This is a genomic window from Enemella dayhoffiae (genome assembly GCF_002250625.1).
Lineage (GTDB): Bacteria > Actinomycetota > Actinomycetes > Propionibacteriales > Propionibacteriaceae > Enemella > Enemella dayhoffiae.
Map to the genome: position 1 here is coordinate 209,949 of NZ_NMVQ01000023.1, position 21,607 is coordinate 231,555.

Below are 21,607 nucleotides of genomic sequence, written 5' to 3' on the forward strand. Positions count from 1 at the left end.
TGTGGAGAAGAGCCATGACGATCATCGACGCGGACCGAACCGCGATAGACAGCCTCGTATCACCAACACCGTTCCCCGGATCGTTCGCCGTCTCTTACCTGCGGGTCTCCACGAAGGAGCAGGCGGAGAAGGGCGGCCAGGCGGAGGGATTCTCGATCCCGGCGCAGCGTGAGGCGAACCAGCGCAAGGCCGACCAGCTCGGAGCGACGATCATCGAGGAGTTCGTCGATGCGGGCGAGTCGGCGCGCAAGGCCGACCGGCCCGAGCTGATGCGGATGATCCAGTACGTCGCGAAGCACAAGACGAACTACTGCATCGTCCACAAGGTCGACCGGCTGGCCCGCAACCGAGCCGACGACGTGACCATCCATCTCGCGCTCAAGGACGCTGGCGTCACGCTGGTGTCGGCCACGGAGAACATCGACGAGACCCCATCAGGGATGCTGCTGCACGGCATCATGTCCTCGATCGCGGAGTTCTACTCCCGCAACCTCGCGACCGAGGTCGTCAAGGGCCTGTCGCAGAAGGCCGCGCAGGGCGGCACGGTGACGAAGGCACCCATCGGCTACCTCAATGTCGGTGTGCGCGACGAGTTCGGGCGGGAGGTACGCACCGTCGAGATCGACGAGGAGCGGGCGCGACTGGTCCGGTGGGCGTTCCAGGTGTTCGCCTCCGGTGACTGGACGACCAGCCAACTCCACCAAGAACTAGTGGCGCGCGGGCTCACGACAGCGGCGTCGCCGCGACGGCCATCTCGACCCATCGGGAAGTCGTCCGTGCATCGGATGCTGACGAATCCGTACTACAAGGGCAGCGTCCGCTACCAGGGCGTCACCTACGCCGGAGCGCACGAGGCCATCGTCCCGAACGAGGTGTGGGATCAGGTGCAGACCGTGCTCGGCACGCACCGCTCGGCCGCCGACGCGACGCAAGTGCACGAGCACTACTTGAAGGGGACGGTGTTCTGCGGGCAGTGCGGTTCGCGGCTGCTGGTGTGCAACGCCAAGAGCAGTCAGGGCACGATCTACCCGTACTTCGTGTGCGCCAGCCGGCATGGTGGCAGAGGCGACTGCACCCGGCAGGCGATGCTGATCGAGCAGGTCGAACGCCTCGTCGAACGCTTCTACGCCAAGGTCCAGCTCGACCCCGAAACGACGCAGGCGGTCTCGGCGATGCTCCATGCCAGGTTCGACGAGATGATGGCGGAAGGAGCCGCCGAACTCACTGACCTGGCGACACGAAGAACCCAACTCGAAGGCGAGCAGCACAAGCTGCTCCAAGCCCACTACGCCGGAGCCATCCCGCTCGATCTGCTCAAGAAGGAGCAGGACCGGATCACTGCGTCGCTGGAGACCATCGAGCACCGGATCACCGCTCACCACGGCCACTACGCTGACGCGCGTGCGAACCTCGACGACTCGCTGAAACTGCTGTCGAACGCCGCCGACCTCTACGAGCACGCCGACGACGCGAACCGCAGGCTGTGCAACCAAGCCCTGTTCAAGGCGATCTACATAGATGAGGACAACGACGTGCGCGTCGGCTACCGGAACCCGTACGACGGGCTGAGTGTCCCCGGCCTCCACGCCGACGCCCTGAGCTGGGCCGCCGAGGCGAAGAAAATGGGCCAGGCGGGAACCGCGACCAAGGGTGGCCCCTTGGTCGCAAGTTCACACCTGACCCGTTTGGGGTGAGTAACGGGACTTGAACCCGCGGCCTCCTGGACCACAACCAGGCGCTCTGCCAGCTGAGCTATACCCACCATGTGCCCTGTTCGGGCGAGTGTTCATGCTACCGGTAACCAGGGCCGGTGGGAAATCGTTTCGCGGCAGGCTCAGCAGGGGTCCTCGGTGAGGTCGGAGCCGTCGGGCCCTGGCGTGGCCCCGGTGAGCGCCCCCTGGTGCCGGGTGGCGATCTCCTTCAACTGATCGGTGCCCGGACCCGGAGGGGCGACGAAGAGGGCCTCCCGGTAGTAGCGCAGTTCCTCGATCGACTCCTGGATGTCGGCCAGGGCGCGGTGGTTGCCCGACTTGGCAGGGGTGTTGTAGTACACCCGGGGGAACCACCGGCGGGCCAACTCCTTGAGGCTGGAGACGTCCACGTTGCGGTAGTGCACGTGCTGCTCCAGGGTGGGCATGTCCCGGGCCAGGAAGGCCCGGTCGGTGCCGATCGTGTTGCCCGCCAGCGGCGCCTTCCGCGGTTCGGGCACGAACTCCCGCAGGTACGCCAGCACGCGCTCCTCGGCGTCGGCCAGGGTGAGCCCCCCATCCAGCTCCGCCAGCAGACCCGAACTGGTGTGCATCTGCCGGACGAAATCACCCATCCGTTCCAACGCCTCGGCAGAGGGCTTGATCAGCACGTCGACACCCTCGCCGAGCACGTTCAACTCGGGGTCGGTGACCAACGCCGCCACCTCGACCAGGGCGTCGCCCCCGGCCAGGTCCAGGCCCGTCATCTCGCAGTCGATCCATACCAACAGCTCATTCACGGGCCCCCACCCTACCGCTCGGGTGCCCGGCGCACCGTTTCCAGCGGTTGCCGGCCGCGGGGGAGCCACTTCACGAACCACCCCGCCCCGAACCAGCAGGTGGCCGCCGTGACCAGGGCCGCCGCCCACAGCGGTGCCACCGCCACCACCGCTCCGACCAGGAACGGGCCGACCGCATTCCCGGCGTCGGAGAGCAGCCGCCACGCACCCAGGAACTGGGGTCGCCCGGCCGCCGGGGAGGCGTCGGAGCCGAGGGTCATCACGATCCCGGCGGAGAAGCCGTTGCCGATCCCGAGCAGCACCGCGACCAGGCCGATCGTCCACGGGCCGTGGCTGAGCGGGAGCAACGCGAACCCCAGGCCCAGCAGCACCAGCGTGGGGGCGGTGGACCAGAAGCGGCCGAACCGGTCCATGATCAGTCCCGAGGGATAAAACATCGCCATGTCGGCGAACGCGGCCACCGCGAAGATCAGGCTGGTCGCCTGGGCGCTCAGCCCCGCGGCCTCGGCCCACAGCGGCAGCAGGCTGAGCCGCCCCGCCCGGCCCAGCATGATCAGTAGGGCGCCCAGGCCGAGCGTGGCCAGCACCTTGCGGTGCTCCCGGATCACCTCGATCGTGCGCGGCCGGGGCGGGGCCGGCCCCCGCACGGTCGGGCGGGGCACGTCGGGCAGCGCCAGGGTGAGCAACCCCGCCGCCAGGGACATCGCCGCCGCTGCGGCGTACGCCGAAGAGAGGCCGAACCGGCCGACCACCAGGGCCCCGACCAGGGGACCGACGAACATCCCGACCCGCAGCGTCCCGCCCAGGGTGGACAGCGCCCGGGCGCGCTGGCGGAACGGCACGACCTCGGTCAGGTACGCCTGCCGGGCCAGCCCGAACACCGCTCCCGCCAGCCCGGCCACGAACACCGCCGCGGCGAGGACGATCAGATGACCGGCCCGCCAGGCGGCCAGCATGGCGGCGGCCTCGAGGACGGCCGCGCCGACCAGGGCCCGCTTCTCGCCGATCCGCGCCGCGATCGAGCCGGCTGGCAGGTCCCCGACGAGTTGGCCGAATCCGTGCAGTCCGACCACCAGCGCGGCCATCCCGACGCTGGCGCCCATCTCCCGGGCCGACAGTGCGACCAGCGGGAGCATCGCTCCCCAGCCGATCGAGACCAGCAGGGTGGGGGCGTACGCCGCCAGCGCCACCTTCCGCCACTCGATCGTCTCCGCCACCCTCCCACGCTATCCCCACCGATGACGCGGGCAACCGGCTGACCACGTACCGACCGTTAGACTGTTCGCTGCCCGGCCCCGATAGCTCAGCGGATAGAGCAGCAGCCTTCTAATCTGACGGTCGTAGGTTCGATTCCTACTCGGGGCGCCAGACCCAGCCCGTCACCCCGGTACGCTGGGCGCCATGCATCTCGCCGCCGCCAACGAGCCTGACCTGAGCGACCCGCGGCTCCGCTCGGGGCTGCGGCGCAACGGGTTGCCCGTTCCGGGTCGGCCGGAGGATCCCTGGATCAAGCGGTTCCTCACCTCACCGATGACCTGGCTGATCTTCGCAGCGCTGGTGATCGAGGCGATCTGCATCGTCCGGATGTGGTTCGAGCTGGTCCCCGACAAGAAGGTGCCGGGTGGGTCGGTGGTCGGGATCGGCGAGGACACGGTTTGGCTCACGCTGCCGTATGCCCTGATCACGGTGATTCCGCTGACGCTGCTCTTCCTGTGGGCGGATCGTTTCCGCCCGCAGCGATTCTGGGTCTGGTTGGTCACCTTCGGCTGGGGCGCCTGCGTCGCCACCTACCTCTCCCTGCACGTGAACACCTGGGCCGCCGCCCACCTCTCGGTCGCCGGGGACGGGGATCCGGCCACCGCGCCCCGGGCCGCTGTGTTCGTGGCACCCTTCGTGGAGGAGGCGACCAAGGCGACGATCCTGTTCTTCCTCGCCATCGCCATGCGCTATCGCTGGGTGAGCACCCTGTCCGGGATCACCCTGGCCGGGCTCTCCGCCTCGGCCTTCGCCTTCACCGAGAACATCATCTACTACACCAGGTCGGTCCGGCTCGCCTACAAGTACGGGGTGGACGAGTCCCTGCTGTTGCAGTCCACCTTCTTCCAGCGGGGTGTGCTCACCTTCTTCGGTCACCCGTTGTTCACCGCCATGACCGGGATCGGGCTGGCGATCGCGCTGCGCACCCGGAGCAAGCTGGTCCGGGTGCTGGCACCGGTGACCGGCTTCCTGGCCGCCGCCCTGCTGCACATGCTGTTCAACGGGGTCGCCTCGGCGGGACTGCCGGAGCAGGCCCTGTTGATCCCGCTGTTGTTCGTGGCGTACCCGATGGTGATCACGCTGATCGTCTTCACCGTGCGCCAGTTCCTCGCCCAGCGCCGACTGATCGGCGCGCGGCTGGCCGACTACGAGCGGATGGGCTGGCTCAACGACACTGACGTCGAGTACGCCCCCCGCCCGCTGACCCGGATCCGCGTGCTGTGGCAGGCCCTGTGGGGCGGACGGTTGCTGAGCACGTGGATGATGCAACGGGCGCTGACCGAGCTGGCGTACCTGCGCGACTCCATCGCCCGGGGACTGGTCGACGACGCGGGTCTGGTCCGCGAGAAGCAACTGCTCTTTCGGATCCGGGGGTTGCGGGAGCGCGCGATCGTGGCGCCGCTGCCGCGCACCGTCTACCCGTGGCAGCGCCGGCGCCGGAAGGCCCAGCTGTGGTCGGCGCCCAGCTATCCCGGACCGGCCGGCCTCGGCGGCAATTACCCGGCGTCGGTACCGGCCGCCCCTGGCGGTGTACCGCTAGGATCGCGAGCGACCCAGTATTCGGCGGTTGATCCACGCTGGAAGCCGCCGGCCCCCTAGGAGGCCCGATGGCGAGCGACCGGCTGCAGGAATCCCTGAACCGGTTGCGCGACGTGGTCGCTGGGGTGGAGCTGCCGCTGGGCCTGCCCTCATCGGGAGCCCAGCAGCGGACGGCCCGCGAGATGGCCGACCAGCTCGACGACTACATCCTGCCGCGTCTGGCCACCTTGGACGCGCCGTTGTTGGCGGTGGTCGGCGGGTCCACCGGGGCGGGCAAATCGACCCTGGTCAACTCCCTGATCGGCCGCGTGGTGACCCGTCCGGGGGTGATCCGGCCGACCACCAAGGCGCCGGTGCTGATCCACCATCCGCGGGATGCGCACTGGTTCGACGACGACCGGATCCTGCCCGGGCTGGCACGGACCACCGCCCAGTCCGACGATCAGCGTGAGCTGCAGTTGGTCGCCGATGACACGATCCCACCGGGTCTGGCGATCCTGGACGCGCCCGATGTCGACTCGGTGGTCGAGGAGAACCGGCGACTGGCCGCCCAGTTGCTGGCGGCGGCCGACCTGTGGCTCTTCGTCACCTCCGCCGCCCGGTACGCCGATGCGGTGCCCTGGGAGTTCCTGCTGCAGGCCGCGGAGCGCTCGGCCGCCGTGGCCGTGGTACTGGACCGGGTGCCCCCGGCCGCGATGGACGACATCCCGACCCACCTCGGCACCATGATGACCCAGCGCGGTCTCGGCGACTCACCGTTGTTCGCGGTTCCCGAGACCCGCACCGATGCCGAAGGTCTGCTGCCGGACTCCGCGGTCTCGCCGATCCGCAGCTGGCTGGCGACCCTGGCGCACGATGCGACCAGCCGGCAGGAGGTCGTCCACCAGACCCTGGACGGCGCGATCGGGTCGCTGCTGGCCCGCGGGCCGGACCTGGTCTCGGCGCTGGAGGACCAGGACCGGGTGCTGGCCCAGCTGCGCGAGGACGCGGACAAGGCGTACGCCGAAGGGGTCCGGGCCGTGTCGGTGCAGACCGCCGACGGCACCCTGCTGCGCGGTGAGGTGCTCACCCGCTGGCACGACTTCATCGGCACCGGGGAACTGTTCCGAGCCCTCGATCAGAAGGTCGGCTGGCTACGGGACAAGGTCGTCAACGCGCTCCGCGGCCGCCCGGCCGCCTCCGACAAGGTGCAGGTCGCCGTCGAGTCCGGCCTCGAGGCGCTGTTGCGCGAGGAGGGGGACGCGGCGGCCGAACGGGCCGAGGCCGCCTGGGCCGCCAACCCGGCGGGACGGACGCTGCTCAAGGCCAGCCGCGAGGACCTGTCGCGATCCTCCCGCGACTACGCCGGCGACGCGGCCCGCACCGTCCGCGACTGGCAGGGTGCGGTGCTCGACCTGGTGGCCGATGAGGGGATGGGAAAACGTTCCCAGGCACGGTTCCTGGCCTTCGGGGTGAACACCATCGGTCTCGCGCTGATGATCGTCGTCTTCGCGCACACCGGTGGGTTGACCGGAGCGGAGATCGGCGTGGCCGGCGGCACTGCGGCGCTGGCCCAGCGGGTGCTCGAGGCGGTCTTCGGTGACGACGCGGTACGCCGCCTGGCCGAGCGGGCCAAGGAGGATTTGGACGCCCGCGTGTCCGCCCTGCTCGCGCACGAGCTGGAGCGGTACCACCACCTGCTCGATGGCATCAGCTCCAGCGAGGACTCGGCGGCCCGGCTCCGTAGCGCCCTTGCGGACGTCCGGGCGGCCCGCGACGGCGCACCGCTGCCCGCCGAGGCGATCACCGCCGCCGAGACCGCGGAGCTGACCACCGGCGAACCCGGGCGATCGGACACGAACACCGAGCTGCCGGGGGCTCGCCGCCTGGAGCTCGAGGACGGTGGGGAGGTCGCCGCCCGTGCGATCGACACCCGGTATGCCGATCCCGCCGCGGACGTGGTGGACGCCGAGATCGTCGAGGAGCGTCCCGATGGCCCGCGCTGAGGATCTCGGCGGTCGACTCCGCGCGTTGCGTGAAGCCGCCGAGGGGGCGCGCGGACGCGTCGACGACGCCGTGGTTGAGCGGGCCGAGACCGTCGTCAACCGGGCCGGACGCCGGCTGGAGCTGGCCGGGGACAGCACGGTGATCGCCCTGGGTGGGGCCACCGGATCCGGCAAGTCGTCCACGTTCAACGCGCTGTCCGGGACCGAGTTGGCCGTGGCCGGCGTACGCCGACCCACCACCTCCAAGGCGATGGCGGCCACCTTCGGAGACACCGCCGCCGAGGACCTCCTCGACTGGCTGGACATCCGCACCCGCCACCACGTGCCGAACCCCACGGCGGCGGCCGCGGACATCGAAGCCGCGGGGGCGGCCCAGCTCGAACCCGACCGGTCACGTACCCGAATGCCCAGCGTGACCCAGCACCTGCCGAAGCTGCCGACGCTGCGGCGCCGCGAGGCCGGGCCGGCCAACTTCGACGGCCTGGTGCTGATCGACCTGCCCGATCACGACTCGACCGAGGTGGCGCACCGCCAGGAGGTGGACCGCCTCGTCGAGCTCGTCGACATGCTGATCTGGGTCGTCGACCCGCAGAAGTATGCCGACGCTGCCCTGCACGACGGCTATCTCAAACCGCTGGCCCGCTACGCACCGGTGATGCTGGTGGTGCTGAACCAGATCGACCGGCTGGACGAGGCCGAACGCAAGCGGTGCGTGAGCGACCTGCGCCGCCTGCTCGACTCCGAGGGCCTCCAGCAGACCCAGATCGCCGCGATCAGCGCCAGCACCGGCGAAGGCGTGGCCGAGCTGCAACAGCTGATCCGCAGCCGGGTCGCCGACAAGCAGGCGTCCACCGGGCGGATCTCGGCCGACGTCGACGGCGCCGCCGAGGCGCTGGCCGCCGAGTCGGGGACCGCGCCCGTCGGCCACGTCACCAAGGGTGCGGCCCGGCGCCTGGACCAGGCCATGGCCGCCGCCGCCGGGGTCGAGGTGGTGGCCGAGGCGGTCGGCGGTGCCTGGCGGCATCGGGGCGGGCTCGCCACCGGCTGGCCGGTGCTGGCCTGGCTCGCCCGATTCCGGCCGGACCCGTTGCGCCGGCTCCACCTCGACCGTTGGGGGGCGGGCAAGCGGGGCGAGGAGATCGACCCGGCCCGGGTGTCGCGGACCTCACTGCCTGCGACGACCTCGGTGCAACAGGCCCGAGTCGACTCCGCCGTGCGCGACCTGGCCGACGCTGCAGCCGACGGCCTGTCCCGGGGCTGGGTGGCGGCCGTTCGGGCGGCCGCGCGAGGGCAGCAGGAGCGGGTCAGCGATCAGCTCGATCGGGCGGTGGCCACCACCGACCTGGAGCTGGACCGCAACCGCGGCTGGTGGAAGGTGGTGACCGTCCTCCAGTGGATCCTGGTGGCCGCCGTGGTCGCCGGATTGGCCTGGCTCGGGGTCGCCTTCCTGATGCTCTATCTGCAACTGCCCCCGCTCCCCGAGGTGCGCTGGTGGGGGATCCCCGCCCCGACCGTGCTGCTGGTCGGCGGCGTCGGGCTCGGCCTGCTCGTGGCGGCCCTGGCCCGGATCGGGGTCGAGGTCGGTGCCAGACGCAAGCAACGGCGGGCGCGGGCCGCCCTGCTGGCTTCCATCTCCGGCGTCACCCGGCGACTTGTGATCGATCCGGTGAACGAGGAGCTGGACCGCTACGAGGGGGTCCGCTCGGGGCTCGAACGCGCCCGCCGCTGACTCAGGCGGCCTGCTCGACCCGCTCGGCCTGGTTGACCCGCTCCGCCTCCTCCCCGATGAACTCACCGGACTGGTCGGGCTCGGGGCGTACGTCCTCGTCATCCCGCTCGGCGGGCGGCTGCTCCTTGACCAGTCGCCGGAAGCTGCTGGCCCCCCAGTTGAGGTCGTGGCCGACGCTCTGCGCCTCCAGCACCGTCCGCTCCCGCTGGGCGCCGGACTGGTCCTGCCAGCTCTCGGTGCGCAACCGGCCGATCACCAGCACCGGCTGGCCCTTCTGCAGGCTGAACTGCACGTGCTCGGCCAGGCCGCGATAGCAGCGCACGCTGACCCAGGTGGTGGGTCCGTCGACCCAGACGCCCTCGCGCCGGAATCGGGTGGTGCTGGCCATCCGGAAGGTGGCATAGGGGGTGCCGTTGCGGGTGGTCCGCTCGTCGACGGGGGTGCCGAGGCGACCGGTCATGCTGACGATGGGCTCCATTGGTGTGTCCTCTCCTAGGGCTCGATACCGATACAGTGCGGCTCTGCGCCGGAATCGTGCACCGGCCAGGCTCCACCTGTGGACAGAGCTCGTGGTGCCGATCCGACTGTGGACAAACCTGATTGATCGAAAATACGTAAGAACGTATAATCGACTCATGTCCGACGATCTGACCGACCGCGTGGCGGCACTGGAGGCCGCCATGGCCCGCCTCGAGGCAGGCCTGGGATCGAACCACTCCGGCACCCCACTGCCCCCCGCCCAGGCGGGGGAGTTCTGGGCGCTGGAAGGACTGGAGCAGCGACACCCCGAGGGTGCGGTGCTGCTCGCCGGCTCGGTGGAGGTGCCCGAAGCCGGGCCGGTGCGCTGGCAGTACGGACTCGCCCAGGCGAGCCTGCTCGACCTCGACTGGGCCGAGCTGGCCGCCGCGCTGGATGCCCTCGGCCATCCGGTACGCCTCACCCTGCTGCAGCTGGTGCTCTCCGGCGTACGCTCCACCGCCGCCCTGGCCGCCCGCGACGAGCTCGGCACCACCGGCCAGTTGCACCACCACCTGCGGGTGCTGCTCGGTGCCGGCTGGCTGTCGTCGACCAGCCGCGGCCACTACGAGATCCCGGCCTCCCGCGTGGTACCGCTGCTGGCGATCCTGCTGGCCGCCCGCCCGACCTGATCCGAGGAGAACGATGTCCACCGCCACCGCACCTCCCGCCCCGGACGACCCCGCCGCCCAGCCGATGGCTCCCACACCACGACGCGCCCGGACCTGGCCCGGCCTGCTGATCGGCGCCCTCGTGGGCGCGCTGCTCGGCGTCTTCCTCGGCCCCGGTCTCAGCCCACCCACCACCAGCACGGGCGACCCCGGGCTGACCAGCAGGGTGCAGCAGCACCTGGCCGGCTCCCGCGGGTTCGGTTCGCTCAGCGTGGTCGAGCTCGAGCGGGGCGGTGTACGCCGGGCCGACCTGGGTCCGGTGGGCAGGCACCACGAGCTCGGTTCCGTCACCAAGACGTTCAACGGGCACCTGCTCGCGGATGCGGTCAAGCGCGGCGAGGTCGCGCTCGACGACCCGGTTGCCAAGCACCTGCCCGAGCTCGCCGGTACGCCGGCCGGTGAGGTGAGCCTGGCCCAGTTGGCCAGCCACCGCGGCGGCCTCCCGCGGATGCTGCTCAGCGAGGCGTTCGGCGGACTGCTGCACCCGCTGACCATGCAGAGCCCCTACCACTCCACCGCCGCCGGGCTGATCGCGGAGGTGGGTCGAACCCCGTTGAACGGCCGCGGGAAGGTGACCTACTCCAACGTCGGCGCCTCGCTGCTGGGCCACGCGCTGGCCCGGGCCGCGCACCAGCCGGACTGGCCGACGCTGGTCCGGGTCCGGATCTTCGAGCCGCTCGGCATGCGCGACACCGTCATCGCCACCCGGCCCGAGCAGGTGCCCGCCAGCCGCACCGTCGGGCGGACCGACAACGGGGGCACTCCCGAACCGTGGACGGCCGAGGGCACGGCGCCGGCGGGGTCCTCGACCTGGACCACGACCGAGGACCTGACGCGGTACGCCCAGGCGCTGCTGAACGGCACCGTCCCCGGCATGGAGGCCCTCGACCCCCGCTGGCCGGCGGGATCGGAGTCGCGCCGGATCGGGCTGCACTGGTTCACCACCAGTCGGGACGGAGCCGCGGTGGTCTGGCACAACGGGGGCACCGGCGGCGGAACCAGCTACCTCGGTCTCGACCGCCAGCAGGGCCGTGCGGTGCTGATCCTGAACGACTCCACCACCGACGTGACCGGGATCGGCACCGACCTGCTGCGGGGCAACCCCCCGGCCGGGCACGGCATCCCCTGGATGAACCTGCTGGTGCTCGTCCTGTACGCCGCAGCGGTCGGCCAGCTGGCCTTCCGGGCGATCCGTCCCAGCTCGCGGATGAGCGTGCTCTCCGCCAGTCTGGACGCGCTCAGCATGGCCCTGCTCGCCTGGCGACTCGGCCCCTGGCAGCTGCTGCCGGGAGCGGTGTTCGGGCTGCTCACCGGCGCCGCGGTGGCGGCGGGGCTGCTCGCCCTGCGGCGTACCCGGGGTGCCCCGTGGACCGGCCGGAACCCGGTGCTCGGTTGGCTCGGTCTCGGGATCAGCTCCGCGATCTGCCTGCTGCTGGTGGTCCTGGTGGGGTGGGGACTGGTCGCCTGAGCGCGGCGGCCGGCCGACGTCGTGGGCTATCCGGCGTCGGCCACCAACCGCTTCAGCATCAACCCGTTGAACGCGGCGTGACCGTGGTTGTCGTTGTTGAAGTAGGCGTATCCGGGCCGGTTGTCGGCGGTGAGCCGGCGCAGCCGCGGGACCCACTCGGCGAGTGCCGCGTCATCGAAGCTGCCGCCGTAGCGCCAGTTGGGATCGGCGTTGTGCAAGCGGACGTACGCCAGCCGCCCGGTCGCCCGCAGAATCGGCTCCTTCCCCGCGATGACCGAGACGACGAACCCGGCGCCGCGGCGGTCCAGCAGGTCGAGCACCCCATCGTCCAGCCCGGCCAGCCAGCTCGCGCGCTGGAACTCGACCGCGACGCGCACCCGCTCGGACAGCCGCGCCAGAAAGGAGTCGAGCCGCTGGTCGTCGCGCCCCAGGTCCGCCGGCAGCTGGACCAGCAACGGGCCCGCCCGGTCACCGAGCAGCTCGTGGGTGTGGGTGATGCGCTCGATCCAGTCGCCCGGGTCGGCAAGCTTGCGGAAGTGGGTGAGATACCGCGACGCCTTGAGCGCCATCTCGAACCCCTCCGGCAGCCGGTCGCGCCACCCCTAAACGGTGGAGTCGGCGGGCCAGCGGTAGTGCGAGCCATTCAACTCCACGGTGTCGAAGCGCTCGGCGTAGTGGTCGAGCTGGTCCTTACGCGTACGCCGTCGGGATAGAACGTGCCCCGCCAGTGCCGGTAGGTCCAGCCCGAGGTTCCGATCCGCACGTCCATTCCACCGAGGGTATGCCCGCCGCCCGCGGTCCAGGGGATGGGGACGCGGTCGGCCCGTCCTTCGCCGGGCTGGCATACTGTGACGCGGTCCAGATCCCGACACCGAAGGTTGATCAAGCCGATGCCAGAGTTCGTCTACACCATGCACAACGTCCGCAAGACGGTCGGCGACAAGGTGATCCTCGACAACGTCACGTTGTCCTTCTATGAGGGCGCCAAGATCGGCGTCGTCGGCCCCAACGGTGCGGGCAAGTCCACCATGCTGAAGGTGATGGCCGGTCTGGAGCAGCCCGGCAACGGCGATGCCCAGCTGGGCAAGGGAAAGACGGTCGGCATCCTGCTCCAGGAGCCGCCGCTGACCGAGGGAAAGACCGTCCTGGAGAACGTCGAGGAGGCGGCCGGCGAGATCAAGAAGAAGCTCGACCGGTTCAACGAGATCGGTGAGCTGATGGCCGACCCGGACGCCGACTTCGACGCGTTGATGGCCGAGATGGGCGACCTGCAGACCGAGCTCGACGCCGCCAACGCGTGGGACCTGGATTCCCAGCTGGAGCAGGCGATGGACGCGCTGCGGTGCCCGCCGGGTGACGAGCTGGTCGACCACCTCTCCGGCGGTGAGCGACGACGCGTCGCGCTCTGCAAGCTGCTGCTGCAGCAGCCCGACCTGCTGCTGCTCGACGAGCCCACCAACCACCTGGACGCCGAGAGTGTGAACTGGCTCGAGGGCCACCTGAAGGACTACCCCGGTGCCGTCCTCGCCGTGACCCACGACCGGTACTTCCTGGACAACGTCGCCCAGTGGATCTGCGAGATCGACCGCGGACGGCTGCACCCCTATGAGGGCAACTATTCCACCTATCTCGACACCAAGCGCAACCGGCTGCAGATCGAGGGGCAGAAGGACGCCAAGCGCGCGAAGATCCTGGAGAAGGAGCTCGAGTGGGTCCGCTCCAGCCCCAAGGCCCGCCAGGCCAAGAACAAGGCCCGACTCGCCCGCTATGAGGAGATGGCCGCCGAGGCCGAGCGCAACCGCAAGATCGACACCAGCGAGATCAACATCCCGCCCGGTCCGCGCCTGGGCACCGACGTGCTCGACGTGAAGGACCTGAAGAAGGGGTTCGGTGACCGTACGCTGATCGAGGACCTCAGCTTCACCCTGCCGCGCTCGGGCATCGTCGGCATCATCGGCCCCAACGGCGTCGGCAAGTCGACGCTGTTCAAGATGATCGTCGGCGAGCAGCAGCCGGACGACGGCTCCCTCGAGCTCGGCAAGACCGTCTCCATCTCCTATGTGGACCAGGGGCGCGGCGGACTGGACCCGAAGAAGAACGTCTGGGAGGTGGTCTCCGACGGGCTCGACTTCATCAAGGTGGCCAACTTCGAGATGCCCTCCCGCGCCTACGTCGCCTCCTTCGGCTTCAAGGGCCCGGACCAGCAGAAGCCGACCGGGGTGCTGTCCGGCGGTGAGCGCAACCGGCTGAATCTCGCGCTGACGCTGAAGATGGGCGGCAACCTGCTGCTGCTCGACGAGCCGACCAACGACCTCGACGTGGAAACCCTGCAGTCGTTGGAGGACGCGCTGCTGGAGTTCCCCGGCTGTGCGGTGGTCATCTCCCACGATCGCTGGTTCCTCGACCGCGTCGCCACCCACATCATGGCCTGGGAGGGCGATGCGGAGAGCCAGGCCAAGTGGTACTGGTTCGAGGGCAACTTCGCCGACTACGAGAAGAACAAGATCGAGCGGCTCGGTGCCGAGGCGGCTCGTCCGCACGCCACCACCCACCGCCGCCTGACCCGCGACTGAGCGTCCCACCCATCGGGTCGGTGCCATGAACGTCGTGGTGCGCTATCGCAAACAGGCTTCAGGTATCGCCCGGCGGATCATCGGTGTCGCGCTGCTGGTGCCCGGACTCTTCCTGTTCTGGTTGGGGATCGCTCATCCGCTGCTGCGGATCCATGGTGGGTTGGCGGCGCTCCCGGGTCAGGTGCTGAAGCCACCGCTCGACCTGATCCTGCCGACCCTGCTGGGTCTGCTGCTGATCGCCGGCGGTGTCCTGGCCTCGACGCTTCGCTCTCCGCTGGCCCGGATCAGCGCCCCGAACGGGGTCGCGTGGGTGCTCGAGCCGCTGGGCGTGGTGGTGCCGCTGCCCGGCCGCGAGGCAAGGATTCCGTGGCACCAGGTGCGTTTCCAGCGCACGCAGGTGGCGGGCCGTCCGGGCGTACGCTGCACCGGTCCGGGGGTGGACGTCGCCTATCCCGAGGCCGGGCTGTCGCTGAACCACCAGCAGCTCGACGCCGAGGCCCGGCGAATCAGCGGTGATCACCGGTAGAGTCAGCGCATGGACGTCGTGGTGCGCTATCAGCAGCAGACCGGGGGAGGCGGATCCGGCGCTCGCATCGTGGGTGCCGTCCTCGCGCTGCTCGGGCTCTATCTGGTGATCGACGGAGCTTCCATGTTGCTCGGGTTCGTGCTGCCGATCTCGGACTACCTGCACATGGTGCTCGGATACACCATCGCGTACCTCCTGCCCGGGCTGGTCGGGCTGGCCCTGCTGGTGAGCGGAATCCTTCTGCTGGTGCGAAAGCCGGGCGGCCAGGGCCGGGGGATCACCGCCGCGAACGGCATCGCCTGGGTGCTGCAACCACCGGGTGTGCTCGTCCCGCTGCCCGGCCGCGAGGCAAGGATTCCGTGGCACCAGGTGCGCTTCGAACGCACGCAGGTGGCGGGCCGTCCGGGCGTACGCTGCACCGGTCCGGGGGTGGACGTCGCCTATCCCGAGGCCGGGCTGTCGCTGAACCACCAGCAGCTCGACGCCGAGGCCCGGCGGATCTCCAGCGGAGGCTGAACGATGCTGCTCAGGGACGCCGGGCCGCCGAGCTGAGCAACTCGGCCAACGTCACCGCACTGCGGCCCTCGAGCTCGTCGAGCTGCAATCGGCAGCTGAACCCGTCGGCGAGCACCACCGCGCCCGCTCCGGCGCCCCGGACCGCGGGCAGCAGGTCGTGCTCGGCGACTGCCACCGACACCTCGTAGTGCCCCTCTTCGACCCCGAAGTTCCCTGCCAGGCCACAGCATCCGCCGACCGTCGTCACCTCGGCGCCGGTCCGGGCCAGCAACGCGGCGTCGGTCTTCCACCCCAGCACCGAGGCGTGATGACAGTGCGGCTGCGCCACCACGTGTACGCCCCTGAGGTCCGGTACCTGCCACTCGGGTGAGCGGGTCAGAAGCTCAGCCAGGGTGAGGATCCCCGACGCCAGCTCCGCCACCCGCGGGTCGTCCGGCAGCAGCTCGAGGGCGTCGGTGCGCCACACGGCCGTGCACGACGGCTCCACGCCGACGATCGGCACACCCGCGGCGACGAGCGGGTGCAGCACCTCGACGGCATCCCGCAGTTGGCGCCTGGCTCCCTCCCGCTGTCCAGTGCTGATCCAGGTGAGTCCGCAGCAGGCGTTGCGCTGCACCACCTGCGGGGCCCAACCGGCCGAAACGAGGACCTCCAGCAGCGCCTCCAGGTCACCGCCGTCGAAGCAGTCCGAGAACGAGTCCACCCAGACCGCGACCGGACGGCCCGAGGTGGCCGGCGCCTCGGCGCGCGCCCGATTCGACCCGGCGGCGAATCGGGGGAGGGCCCGGCGACGGTCCACCCCGGCCGTCTTCTTCAGCACCGCGGAGATTCCCGGCAGCCGACCGGCCAGGTTGACCAGTGGCCCGACCCGGGTTGCCCCGATCAGCCGACCCCAGCGGGGCAGCCAGCCCAGCGCATAGTGCGCCCGGGGCCGCAGCTTCCCGGCAAAGGCCCGATCGGTGGCGATCGACTTGTAGGTGGCCATGTCGATCCCGGTCGGGCAGTCGCGATAACACCCTTTGCAGGAAAGGCAGAGATCCAGCGCCTGGTGCACCTCGGGGGATTCCCACCCGGTGACCAGCTCGCCGTTCACCAGCTCCTGCAGCACCCTGGCGCGGCCGCGGGTGGAATCCTTCTCCTCACCGGTGGCCAGATAGGAGGGGCACATCACCTGCCCGCCCGCGGTCGAATCGGCCAGGCACTTGCCCACCCCGGAACACTGGTGCACCTGCTCCACCAGGTGCGGATCGCTGCGGAACAACGACTTCTGCCGGATCTGCGGCACGCGCAGGTCACCCTCGACCGGCCGCGGATCGACCAGCACGCCGGGATTCAGCAGGTTCTCCGGGTCGAAGATCGTCTTCACCTTTCCCATCAGCGCGATCGCCTCGGCCGAATACATCCGCGGCAGCAGCGCCGAGCGGGCGCGCCCGTCCCCGTGTTCGCCCGACATCGACCCGCCAAAGGAGGCGACCAGATCGGCGGCCTCCTCGACGAAGGCCCGATACGCCTCGGCACCGCCGTCGGCCTCCAGCGGGAAGTCGATCCGGCAGTGCACACACCCGTCGCCGAAGTGGCCATAGGGCAGCCCGTGCAACCCGTGGCGCTTCAGCAGCGCGTCGAAGTCGCGCAGATAGGCGCCCAGCTTCTCCGGCGGCACGGCGGCGTCCTCCCAGCCGCCATAGGCGGGCCGCTCCAGTGACACCCCGGCCAGCCCGGCACCGTCCTCGCGGATCTTCCACAGGGCAAGGGCCTCCGCGGGATCGGCGACCACCCAGCCGTCGATCGGGTTCGCGTCGGCGAGCAGCGCGTCGGCGCGCTCGCGCAGGCGTACCGGGTCGTCGTCGACCAACTCGACCAGCATCCACCCGTCGCCATTCGGCAACCGCGGCACTGAACCCGCGCCCTTGGCCCGCTCCACCACGTTGACGATGCGCCGGTCCAACCCCTCGGCGGCGGTCGGGGAGTGGCGAGCGAGCACGACCGCGTCGTCACCGGCGTCGGCCATGCTGGCGTACCCCAGGGCGACCATCGCCTTGTGCGGCGCGTCCGCCACCAGCCGCATCGTCAGCTCGGTGAACACCGCCAGCGTTCCCTCCGTGCCGGCCAGGAAGCGTGCCACGTCGAAGCCGCGCTCGGGCAGCAGGTGCTCCAGCGAATAGCCCGACACCTGCCGGCCGAAGCGACCGAACTCGGTGCGGATCAACGCCAGGTTGTCTGCGACCAGCTCGCGCAGCCGGTCCAGCGTGGGGGATGCCGGCGTCGACTCCCCGGAGACCACGCGCAGCCGCTCTCCATTGCCACACACGATTTCCGCGGCCACCACGTTGTCGGCGGTCCGCCCATAGCCCATCGCCCGGGGCCCGCACGCGTTGTTGCCGACCATCCCGCCGACGGTGCAGCGGGTGTGGGTGGACGGGTCCGGCCCGAACCGCAGCCCCTGTGCGGTGGCGGCCAGCTGCAGCATCGCGTGCACGGTGCCGGGTTGTACCGTCGCCGTGCGGGCCGCGGCGTCGATGGACAGCACCCGGTGCAGGTGGCGCCGGGTGTCCACCACCAGACCCGGGCCCACCGCGTTGCCGGCGCAGCTGGTTCCCGCCCCGCGGCTGGTCAGCGGCGTACCCGATGCCCGGGCGGCGTCCACCACCGCCACCAGTTCGTCGACCGTGCGCGGGTAGGCCACCGCCTCCGGGACCAGGCGATAGAGGCTGGCATCGGAGGAATAGAGGGCCCGCGCCAGGGTGCTGCTGTCGACCAGCTCGGCCAACCCGCGACTGGTCAGCTCGGCGTACAACGGGGACGCGGCGAACGGAAGGGTCAGCGTGGTGGACATGGGGCCCATCCTGCCAACTCAGGCCTCGGTGGACCCTCGGTGACCGCGATCAGGGACGATCAGCCGTTGCGGCGGAGGCGTACGCCCGGGGCTCAACTGGTCGCGACGACGACGGCGCGGAACACCCTGCCCAGCGCCTCCAGGTCGTCGGGTTCGATCAGGTCGATGAACGCCTGCCGCACGGACTCGACGTGGGTGGGCGCGGCCTCGGCGAGCAGAGCCAGTCCGCGGTCGGTCAGTCTCGCCAGCACCCCGCGGCGATCCTCGGGACAGGCCTCGCGGGTGACCAGCCCCGCCTGCTCCATCCGCGAGATGGTGTGCGTCAACCGGGAACGGGACTGGTGGACCAGGGCGGCCAGGTCACTCATCCGCAGCTGGCGGTCCTTCGACTCCTCGAGGCCGACGAGGATCTCGTACTCCCCGATGTCGATGCCGAACGGGCGCAGGTCGGCGTCCATCCGCTCGTTGATCCGCGCGGAGCCGAGCAGATAGGCGCGCCAGATCTGCTGCTGGTTCTCGTCCAGCCATCGGGGTGCGGCGGCCACCTGGGTCATGGGAAGATGATACCCCGTTGTTCAATGCTTGATCTTCCCACTTTGAACCACTTGATTGCCCTCTAGGCACGGCGCATACCTGCCAGTAACCTACTGCGAGTTGCCAGCCCGGATGAGATCGGGTTCACACAGGCAGGTAGGATCAACGGCCACGGCGGCCGGGGGAGTCTCCTCGGCGGAACGAAGGGGAGGACCCATGACCAGCACCCGGCTAGAGACCGCCGAGATCACCCCCGAGCTCGAGGCGAAGTTGGCCGACCGCGCCCCCTCGGTGGGCGAGATGCTGAAGCGACGGATCGCCAAGGACCCCCAGCGGACCGCCTTCAAATACCCGGACAAGGACGAGAACTGGCAGGACCTGACCTGGCAGGAGTCGGCGGAGATCATCCACGATCTGGCCGGCGGTCTGCTGGCCGTCGGGCTCGAGCCGGAGGGCCGGGTCGCGCTCGCCTCCACCACCCGGGTGGAGTGGATCCTGGCCGATCTGGCGGTGATGTGCGCCGGCGGCGCGACCACCACGATCTATCCGACGACCCAGGACTCCGATGTGGGCTACATCCTCGACGACTCGGGTTCGCGGGTCGCCATCGTCGAGGACGCCGAGCAGCTCGCCAAGGTGGCCCAGCACCAGGACATCTTCGACAACCTGCTCGCCGTGGTGCTGATCGACGGGGAGTCCACCCAGGAAAAGGTGCACTCCTGGAAGGAGTTCAGCGAGCTCGGCCGGGCGTACCGCAACGACCACCCGCAGGCGATCGATCAGGCGATCGCGCGGACCGGTCCGGACAGCCTGTCGACGCTGATCTACACCTCCGGAACCACCGGCCGCCCCAAGGGCGTACGCCTGACCCACGACTGCTGGTGCTATCTGGGCGCCGGTGTCGAGCAGCTCGACCTGCTCAACTACGACGACCTGCACTATCTGTGGCTGCCGCTCTCGCACGTCTTCGGCAAGGCGCTGCTCACGCTGCAGGTGCAGATCGGTTTCCCGACCGCGGTGGACGGACGGATCGACAAGATCGTGGACGGCCTCGGTGCGGTCAAGCCCACCTTCATGTGCGGCGCCCCGCGGATCTTCGAGAAGGTGCGCGCCAAGGTGATGATGGGCGCCGCCTCCGGCCTGAAGTCCAAGATCGCCCGCTGGGCGTTCAGCGTCGGTCAGCAGTCGATCCCTTACCGGCTTGAGAATCGCAAGCTGCCCGCCGGTCTGGCCGCCCAGTACAAGGTCGCCGACAAGCTGGTGTTCAGCAAGCTCAAGGAGCGGCTCGGCGGCAACCTTCGGTTCATGATCTCGGGATCCGCCAAGCTCAACGCCCAGGTCCAGCAGTGGTTCTATGCCGCCGGAATCCTCGTCATCGAGGGATATGGGATGACCGAGTCCTCCGCGGTCACCTGCGTCAACGACCCGCGTACGCCGCGGCTGGGCACCGTGGGTGCGCCGCTTCCCGGGACCCGGTTGAAGATCGCCGAGGACGGTGAGGTGCTGATCAAGGGACCGGCGGTGATGCTCGGCTATCACAACCTGCCGGAGCAGACGGCCGAGTCGCTGACCGAGGACGGCTGGTTGCACACCGGTGACATCGGTGAGCTGGACGAGGAGGACAACCTCAGGATCACCGACCGCAAGAAGGATCTGATCAAGACCTCCGGCGGAAAATACGTTGCCCCGCAGAAGGTCGAGGGTGCGCTGGTCGCGAACTGCCCCTACATCTCCCAGGTCGTGGTGCACGGCGAGGGACGCAAGTACATCACGGCGCTGATCGCACTCGACCCCGAATCGTTGCAGGGCTGGGCCGAGAATCACGGGGACGGCAGCCTCAAGGGCCTCGACTACACCGCCCTGGTCAAGCATCCCGAGGTCGAGGCGATGGTCGATCACTACGTGCAGACCGGCAACGAGCGGCTCGAGCGGTGGGAGACGGTGAAGCGGTTCAAGCTGCTCGAGCACGAGTTGACCGTCGATGAGGGGTCGGTCACGCCCAGCCTGAAGATCCGCCGCGTGGCGGTGGAGAAGCGGTACGCCGCAGACCTGGATTCCCTGTACGACAAGGAGGACTGAGCGTTGCCCCATGTCGTCGACGTCCCCACCCGGTGGGGCGACATGGACGCTCAGGCCCATCTGAACAACGGCGTGTTCGTCGACTTCCTGCAGGAAGCCCGCGTCGACTTCCTGCACTCGGGGCCGTTCGGCTATCTGCTCGGTGAGGAGGACGATCCCGAGCACGCGCACGACGCCATCCTGGTGGTCAGCCACCAGGTGGAGTACCGGCGCCCGGTGGTGCACGGACAGCGGGTGCAGGTCGAACTGTCGGTGGTGTCGGTCGGGGCGGCCCGGTTCGAGGTGGCGTACAACGTCACCGCCGACGGTGAGGTCGCCGCGCGCGCCCGGACCGTGCTCTGCGTCTTCGATCGCCGGGCGCAGCGGATCCGCCGTTTCACGCCAGAGGAACGCGCCTGGTTCAGCGAGCGGATCGAGTCGGTCGAGCCGCTACGAGAATTGCCGAAGCCGCCGGATTTCGAGGTGCAGAAGGCATTCCGCGGTCCGTTGAAGGTGCGCTGGTCCGACATCGACCAGTACCGCCACGTGAACAACGTCCGCTTCTATGACTATGCGCAGGAAGCCCGGATCACCATGATGAGCACCGCGCGCGCGGCGTTCGAGAGCACCGAACCGTCCGAGAACATGTGGCTGGTGGTCCGCCAGGACGTCGACTACCTGGGTCAGGTGCGGTTCCGCCGCGAGCCCTACAGCGTGCTGACCGTGCTGGAGCGGCTCGGTGGTTCCTCGATGATGCTGCGGCTGCGGCTGCTCGACGAGGAGACCGGCGAGCAGTTTGCCACCGCGCGCACGGTGTTGGTCCACACCGGACCCGACGGTCGACCGTTGCCGATCGACGACCGGATCCGGCACGCCATGGCGCCCTACGTGCTCTGATTCACCGGCCTGCCTGG

16 protein-coding genes, 2 tRNA genes and 1 pseudogene are annotated in these 21,607 nt (G+C 70.0%); 12 read left to right on the top strand and 7 right to left on the bottom strand.

The window, feature by feature from the left end; all coding sequences use genetic code 11:
• Nucleotides 1-14 precede the first annotated feature (14 nt).
• Nucleotides 15-1,694 carry a recombinase family protein gene (locus CGZ93_RS11940; RefSeq protein ID WP_094364343.1) on the top strand — a complete coding sequence of 560 codons (1,680 nt, stop codon included), beginning with the start codon at nt 15-17 and terminating at the stop codon, nt 1,692-1,694.
• Here the strand turns inward: CGZ93_RS11940 and CGZ93_RS11945 are convergent.
• The 3 genes from CGZ93_RS11945 to CGZ93_RS11955 all read right to left on the bottom strand — a co-directional run bounded on the left by CGZ93_RS11945 (nt 1,687) and on the right by CGZ93_RS11955 (nt 3,705).
• Nucleotides 1,687-1,762 (bottom strand) — tRNA-His (locus CGZ93_RS11945). The genes CGZ93_RS11940 and CGZ93_RS11945 overlap by 8 nt on opposite strands.
• Before the next feature lie 72 nt (nt 1,763-1,834).
• Complete coding sequence (gene orn, locus CGZ93_RS11950) at nt 1,835-2,479, bottom strand: oligoribonuclease (RefSeq protein WP_229117421.1); 645 nt, start codon at nt 2,477-2,479, stop codon at nt 1,835-1,837.
• 20 nt (nt 2,480-2,499) lie between these two features.
• Nucleotides 2,500-3,705 (bottom strand): MFS transporter, encoded by a 1,206-nt coding sequence (locus tag CGZ93_RS11955; RefSeq protein ID WP_229117399.1) that lies wholly within the window; start codon nt 3,703-3,705, stop codon nt 2,500-2,502.
• 75 nt (nt 3,706-3,780) lie between these two features.
• Between CGZ93_RS11955 and CGZ93_RS11960 the strand changes: the two genes are divergently transcribed.
• From CGZ93_RS11960 to CGZ93_RS11975, 4 genes are all read left to right on the top strand, one after another.
• Nucleotides 3,781-3,856: transfer RNA gene (locus tag CGZ93_RS11960), tRNA-Arg, on the top strand.
• Nucleotides 3,857-3,889: 33 nt separating this feature from the next.
• The gene (locus CGZ93_RS11965; protein WP_094364345.1) at nt 3,890-5,344 is read left to right on the top strand and encodes a PrsW family intramembrane metalloprotease; all 1,455 of its coding nucleotides are present in this window, start codon (nt 3,890-3,892) and stop codon (nt 5,342-5,344) included.
• Between the two features lie 8 nt (nt 5,345-5,352).
• Nucleotides 5,353-7,269: a dynamin family protein gene (locus CGZ93_RS11970; RefSeq protein ID WP_094364346.1), complete on the top strand. Its 1,917-nt coding sequence runs from the start codon at nt 5,353-5,355 to the stop codon at nt 7,267-7,269.
• Complete coding sequence (locus CGZ93_RS11975) at nt 7,256-8,998, top strand: dynamin family protein (protein WP_094364347.1); 1,743 nt, start codon at nt 7,256-7,258, stop codon at nt 8,996-8,998. Before CGZ93_RS11970 ends, CGZ93_RS11975 begins: the two co-directional genes overlap by 14 nt.
• 1 nt (nt 8,999) lies before the next feature.
• On the opposite strand, the gene CGZ93_RS11980 is transcribed toward CGZ93_RS11975, so the two are convergent.
• The gene (locus tag CGZ93_RS11980; protein ID WP_171196871.1) at nt 9,000-9,476 is read right to left on the bottom strand and encodes a single-stranded DNA-binding protein; all 477 of its coding nucleotides are present in this window, start codon (nt 9,474-9,476) and stop codon (nt 9,000-9,002) included.
• A gap of 157 nt (nt 9,477-9,633) precedes the next feature.
• Here CGZ93_RS11980 and CGZ93_RS11985 point away from each other — a divergent pair, with 157 nt between their 5' ends.
• Together CGZ93_RS11985 and CGZ93_RS11990 are read left to right on the top strand one after the other, a co-directional pair.
• A complete protein-coding gene (locus CGZ93_RS11985; RefSeq protein ID WP_094364349.1) occupies nt 9,634-10,146 on the top strand; it encodes a helix-turn-helix domain-containing protein in 513 nt (170 codons plus the stop codon).
• A 13-nt stretch (nt 10,147-10,159) separates the two neighbouring features.
• Nucleotides 10,160-11,653 (top strand): serine hydrolase domain-containing protein, encoded by a 1,494-nt coding sequence (locus CGZ93_RS11990; protein WP_094364350.1) that lies wholly within the window; start codon nt 10,160-10,162, stop codon nt 11,651-11,653.
• Nucleotides 11,654-11,679: 26 nt separating this feature from the next.
• On the opposite strand, the pseudogene CGZ93_RS11995 reads toward CGZ93_RS11990, so the two are convergent.
• Nucleotides 11,680-12,498, bottom strand: a pseudogene (locus CGZ93_RS11995) (DUF72 domain-containing protein).
• A 45-nt stretch (nt 12,499-12,543) separates the two neighbouring features.
• Here CGZ93_RS11995 and ettA point away from each other — a divergent pair.
• From ettA to CGZ93_RS12010, 3 genes are read left to right on the top strand one after another with little or no spacing between them, the layout of a single operon-like run.
• Nucleotides 12,544-14,226 (top strand): energy-dependent translational throttle protein EttA, encoded by a 1,683-nt coding sequence (gene ettA, locus CGZ93_RS12000; protein WP_094364351.1) that lies wholly within the window; start codon nt 12,544-12,546, stop codon nt 14,224-14,226.
• 25 nt (nt 14,227-14,251) lie between these two features.
• Nucleotides 14,252-14,752, top strand: a complete 501-nt coding sequence (locus tag CGZ93_RS12005; protein ID WP_094364352.1) for a hypothetical protein — start codon at nt 14,252-14,254, stop codon at nt 14,750-14,752.
• Nucleotides 14,753-14,761: 9 nt separating this feature from the next.
• Complete coding sequence (locus CGZ93_RS12010; protein ID WP_094364353.1) at nt 14,762-15,268, top strand: hypothetical protein; 507 nt, start codon at nt 14,762-14,764, stop codon at nt 15,266-15,268.
• Between the two features lie 10 nt (nt 15,269-15,278).
• On the opposite strand, the gene CGZ93_RS12015 is transcribed toward CGZ93_RS12010, so the two are convergent.
• On the bottom strand, nt 15,279-18,101 hold the full coding sequence (locus tag CGZ93_RS12015; protein WP_094364354.1) for an FAD-binding and (Fe-S)-binding domain-containing protein: 2,823 nt from the start codon (nt 18,099-18,101) through the stop codon (nt 15,279-15,281).
• 92 nt (nt 18,102-18,193) lie between these two features.
• Nucleotides 18,194-18,655, bottom strand: a complete 462-nt coding sequence (locus CGZ93_RS12020) for a MarR family winged helix-turn-helix transcriptional regulator (protein WP_094364355.1) — start codon at nt 18,653-18,655, stop codon at nt 18,194-18,196.
• A gap of 196 nt (nt 18,656-18,851) precedes the next feature.
• Here CGZ93_RS12020 and CGZ93_RS12025 point away from each other — a divergent pair, with 196 nt between their 5' ends.
• Together CGZ93_RS12025 and CGZ93_RS12030 are read left to right on the top strand one after the other, a co-directional pair.
• Nucleotides 18,852-20,714, top strand: coding sequence for an AMP-dependent synthetase/ligase (locus CGZ93_RS12025; protein ID WP_094364356.1), 1,863 nt, complete (start codon nt 18,852-18,854; stop codon nt 20,712-20,714).
• A gap of 3 nt (nt 20,715-20,717) precedes the next feature.
• Nucleotides 20,718-21,590, top strand: a complete 873-nt coding sequence (locus tag CGZ93_RS12030; RefSeq protein ID WP_141211193.1) for an acyl-CoA thioesterase — start codon at nt 20,718-20,720, stop codon at nt 21,588-21,590.
• The last annotated feature ends 17 nt before the right edge of the window (nt 21,591-21,607 follow it).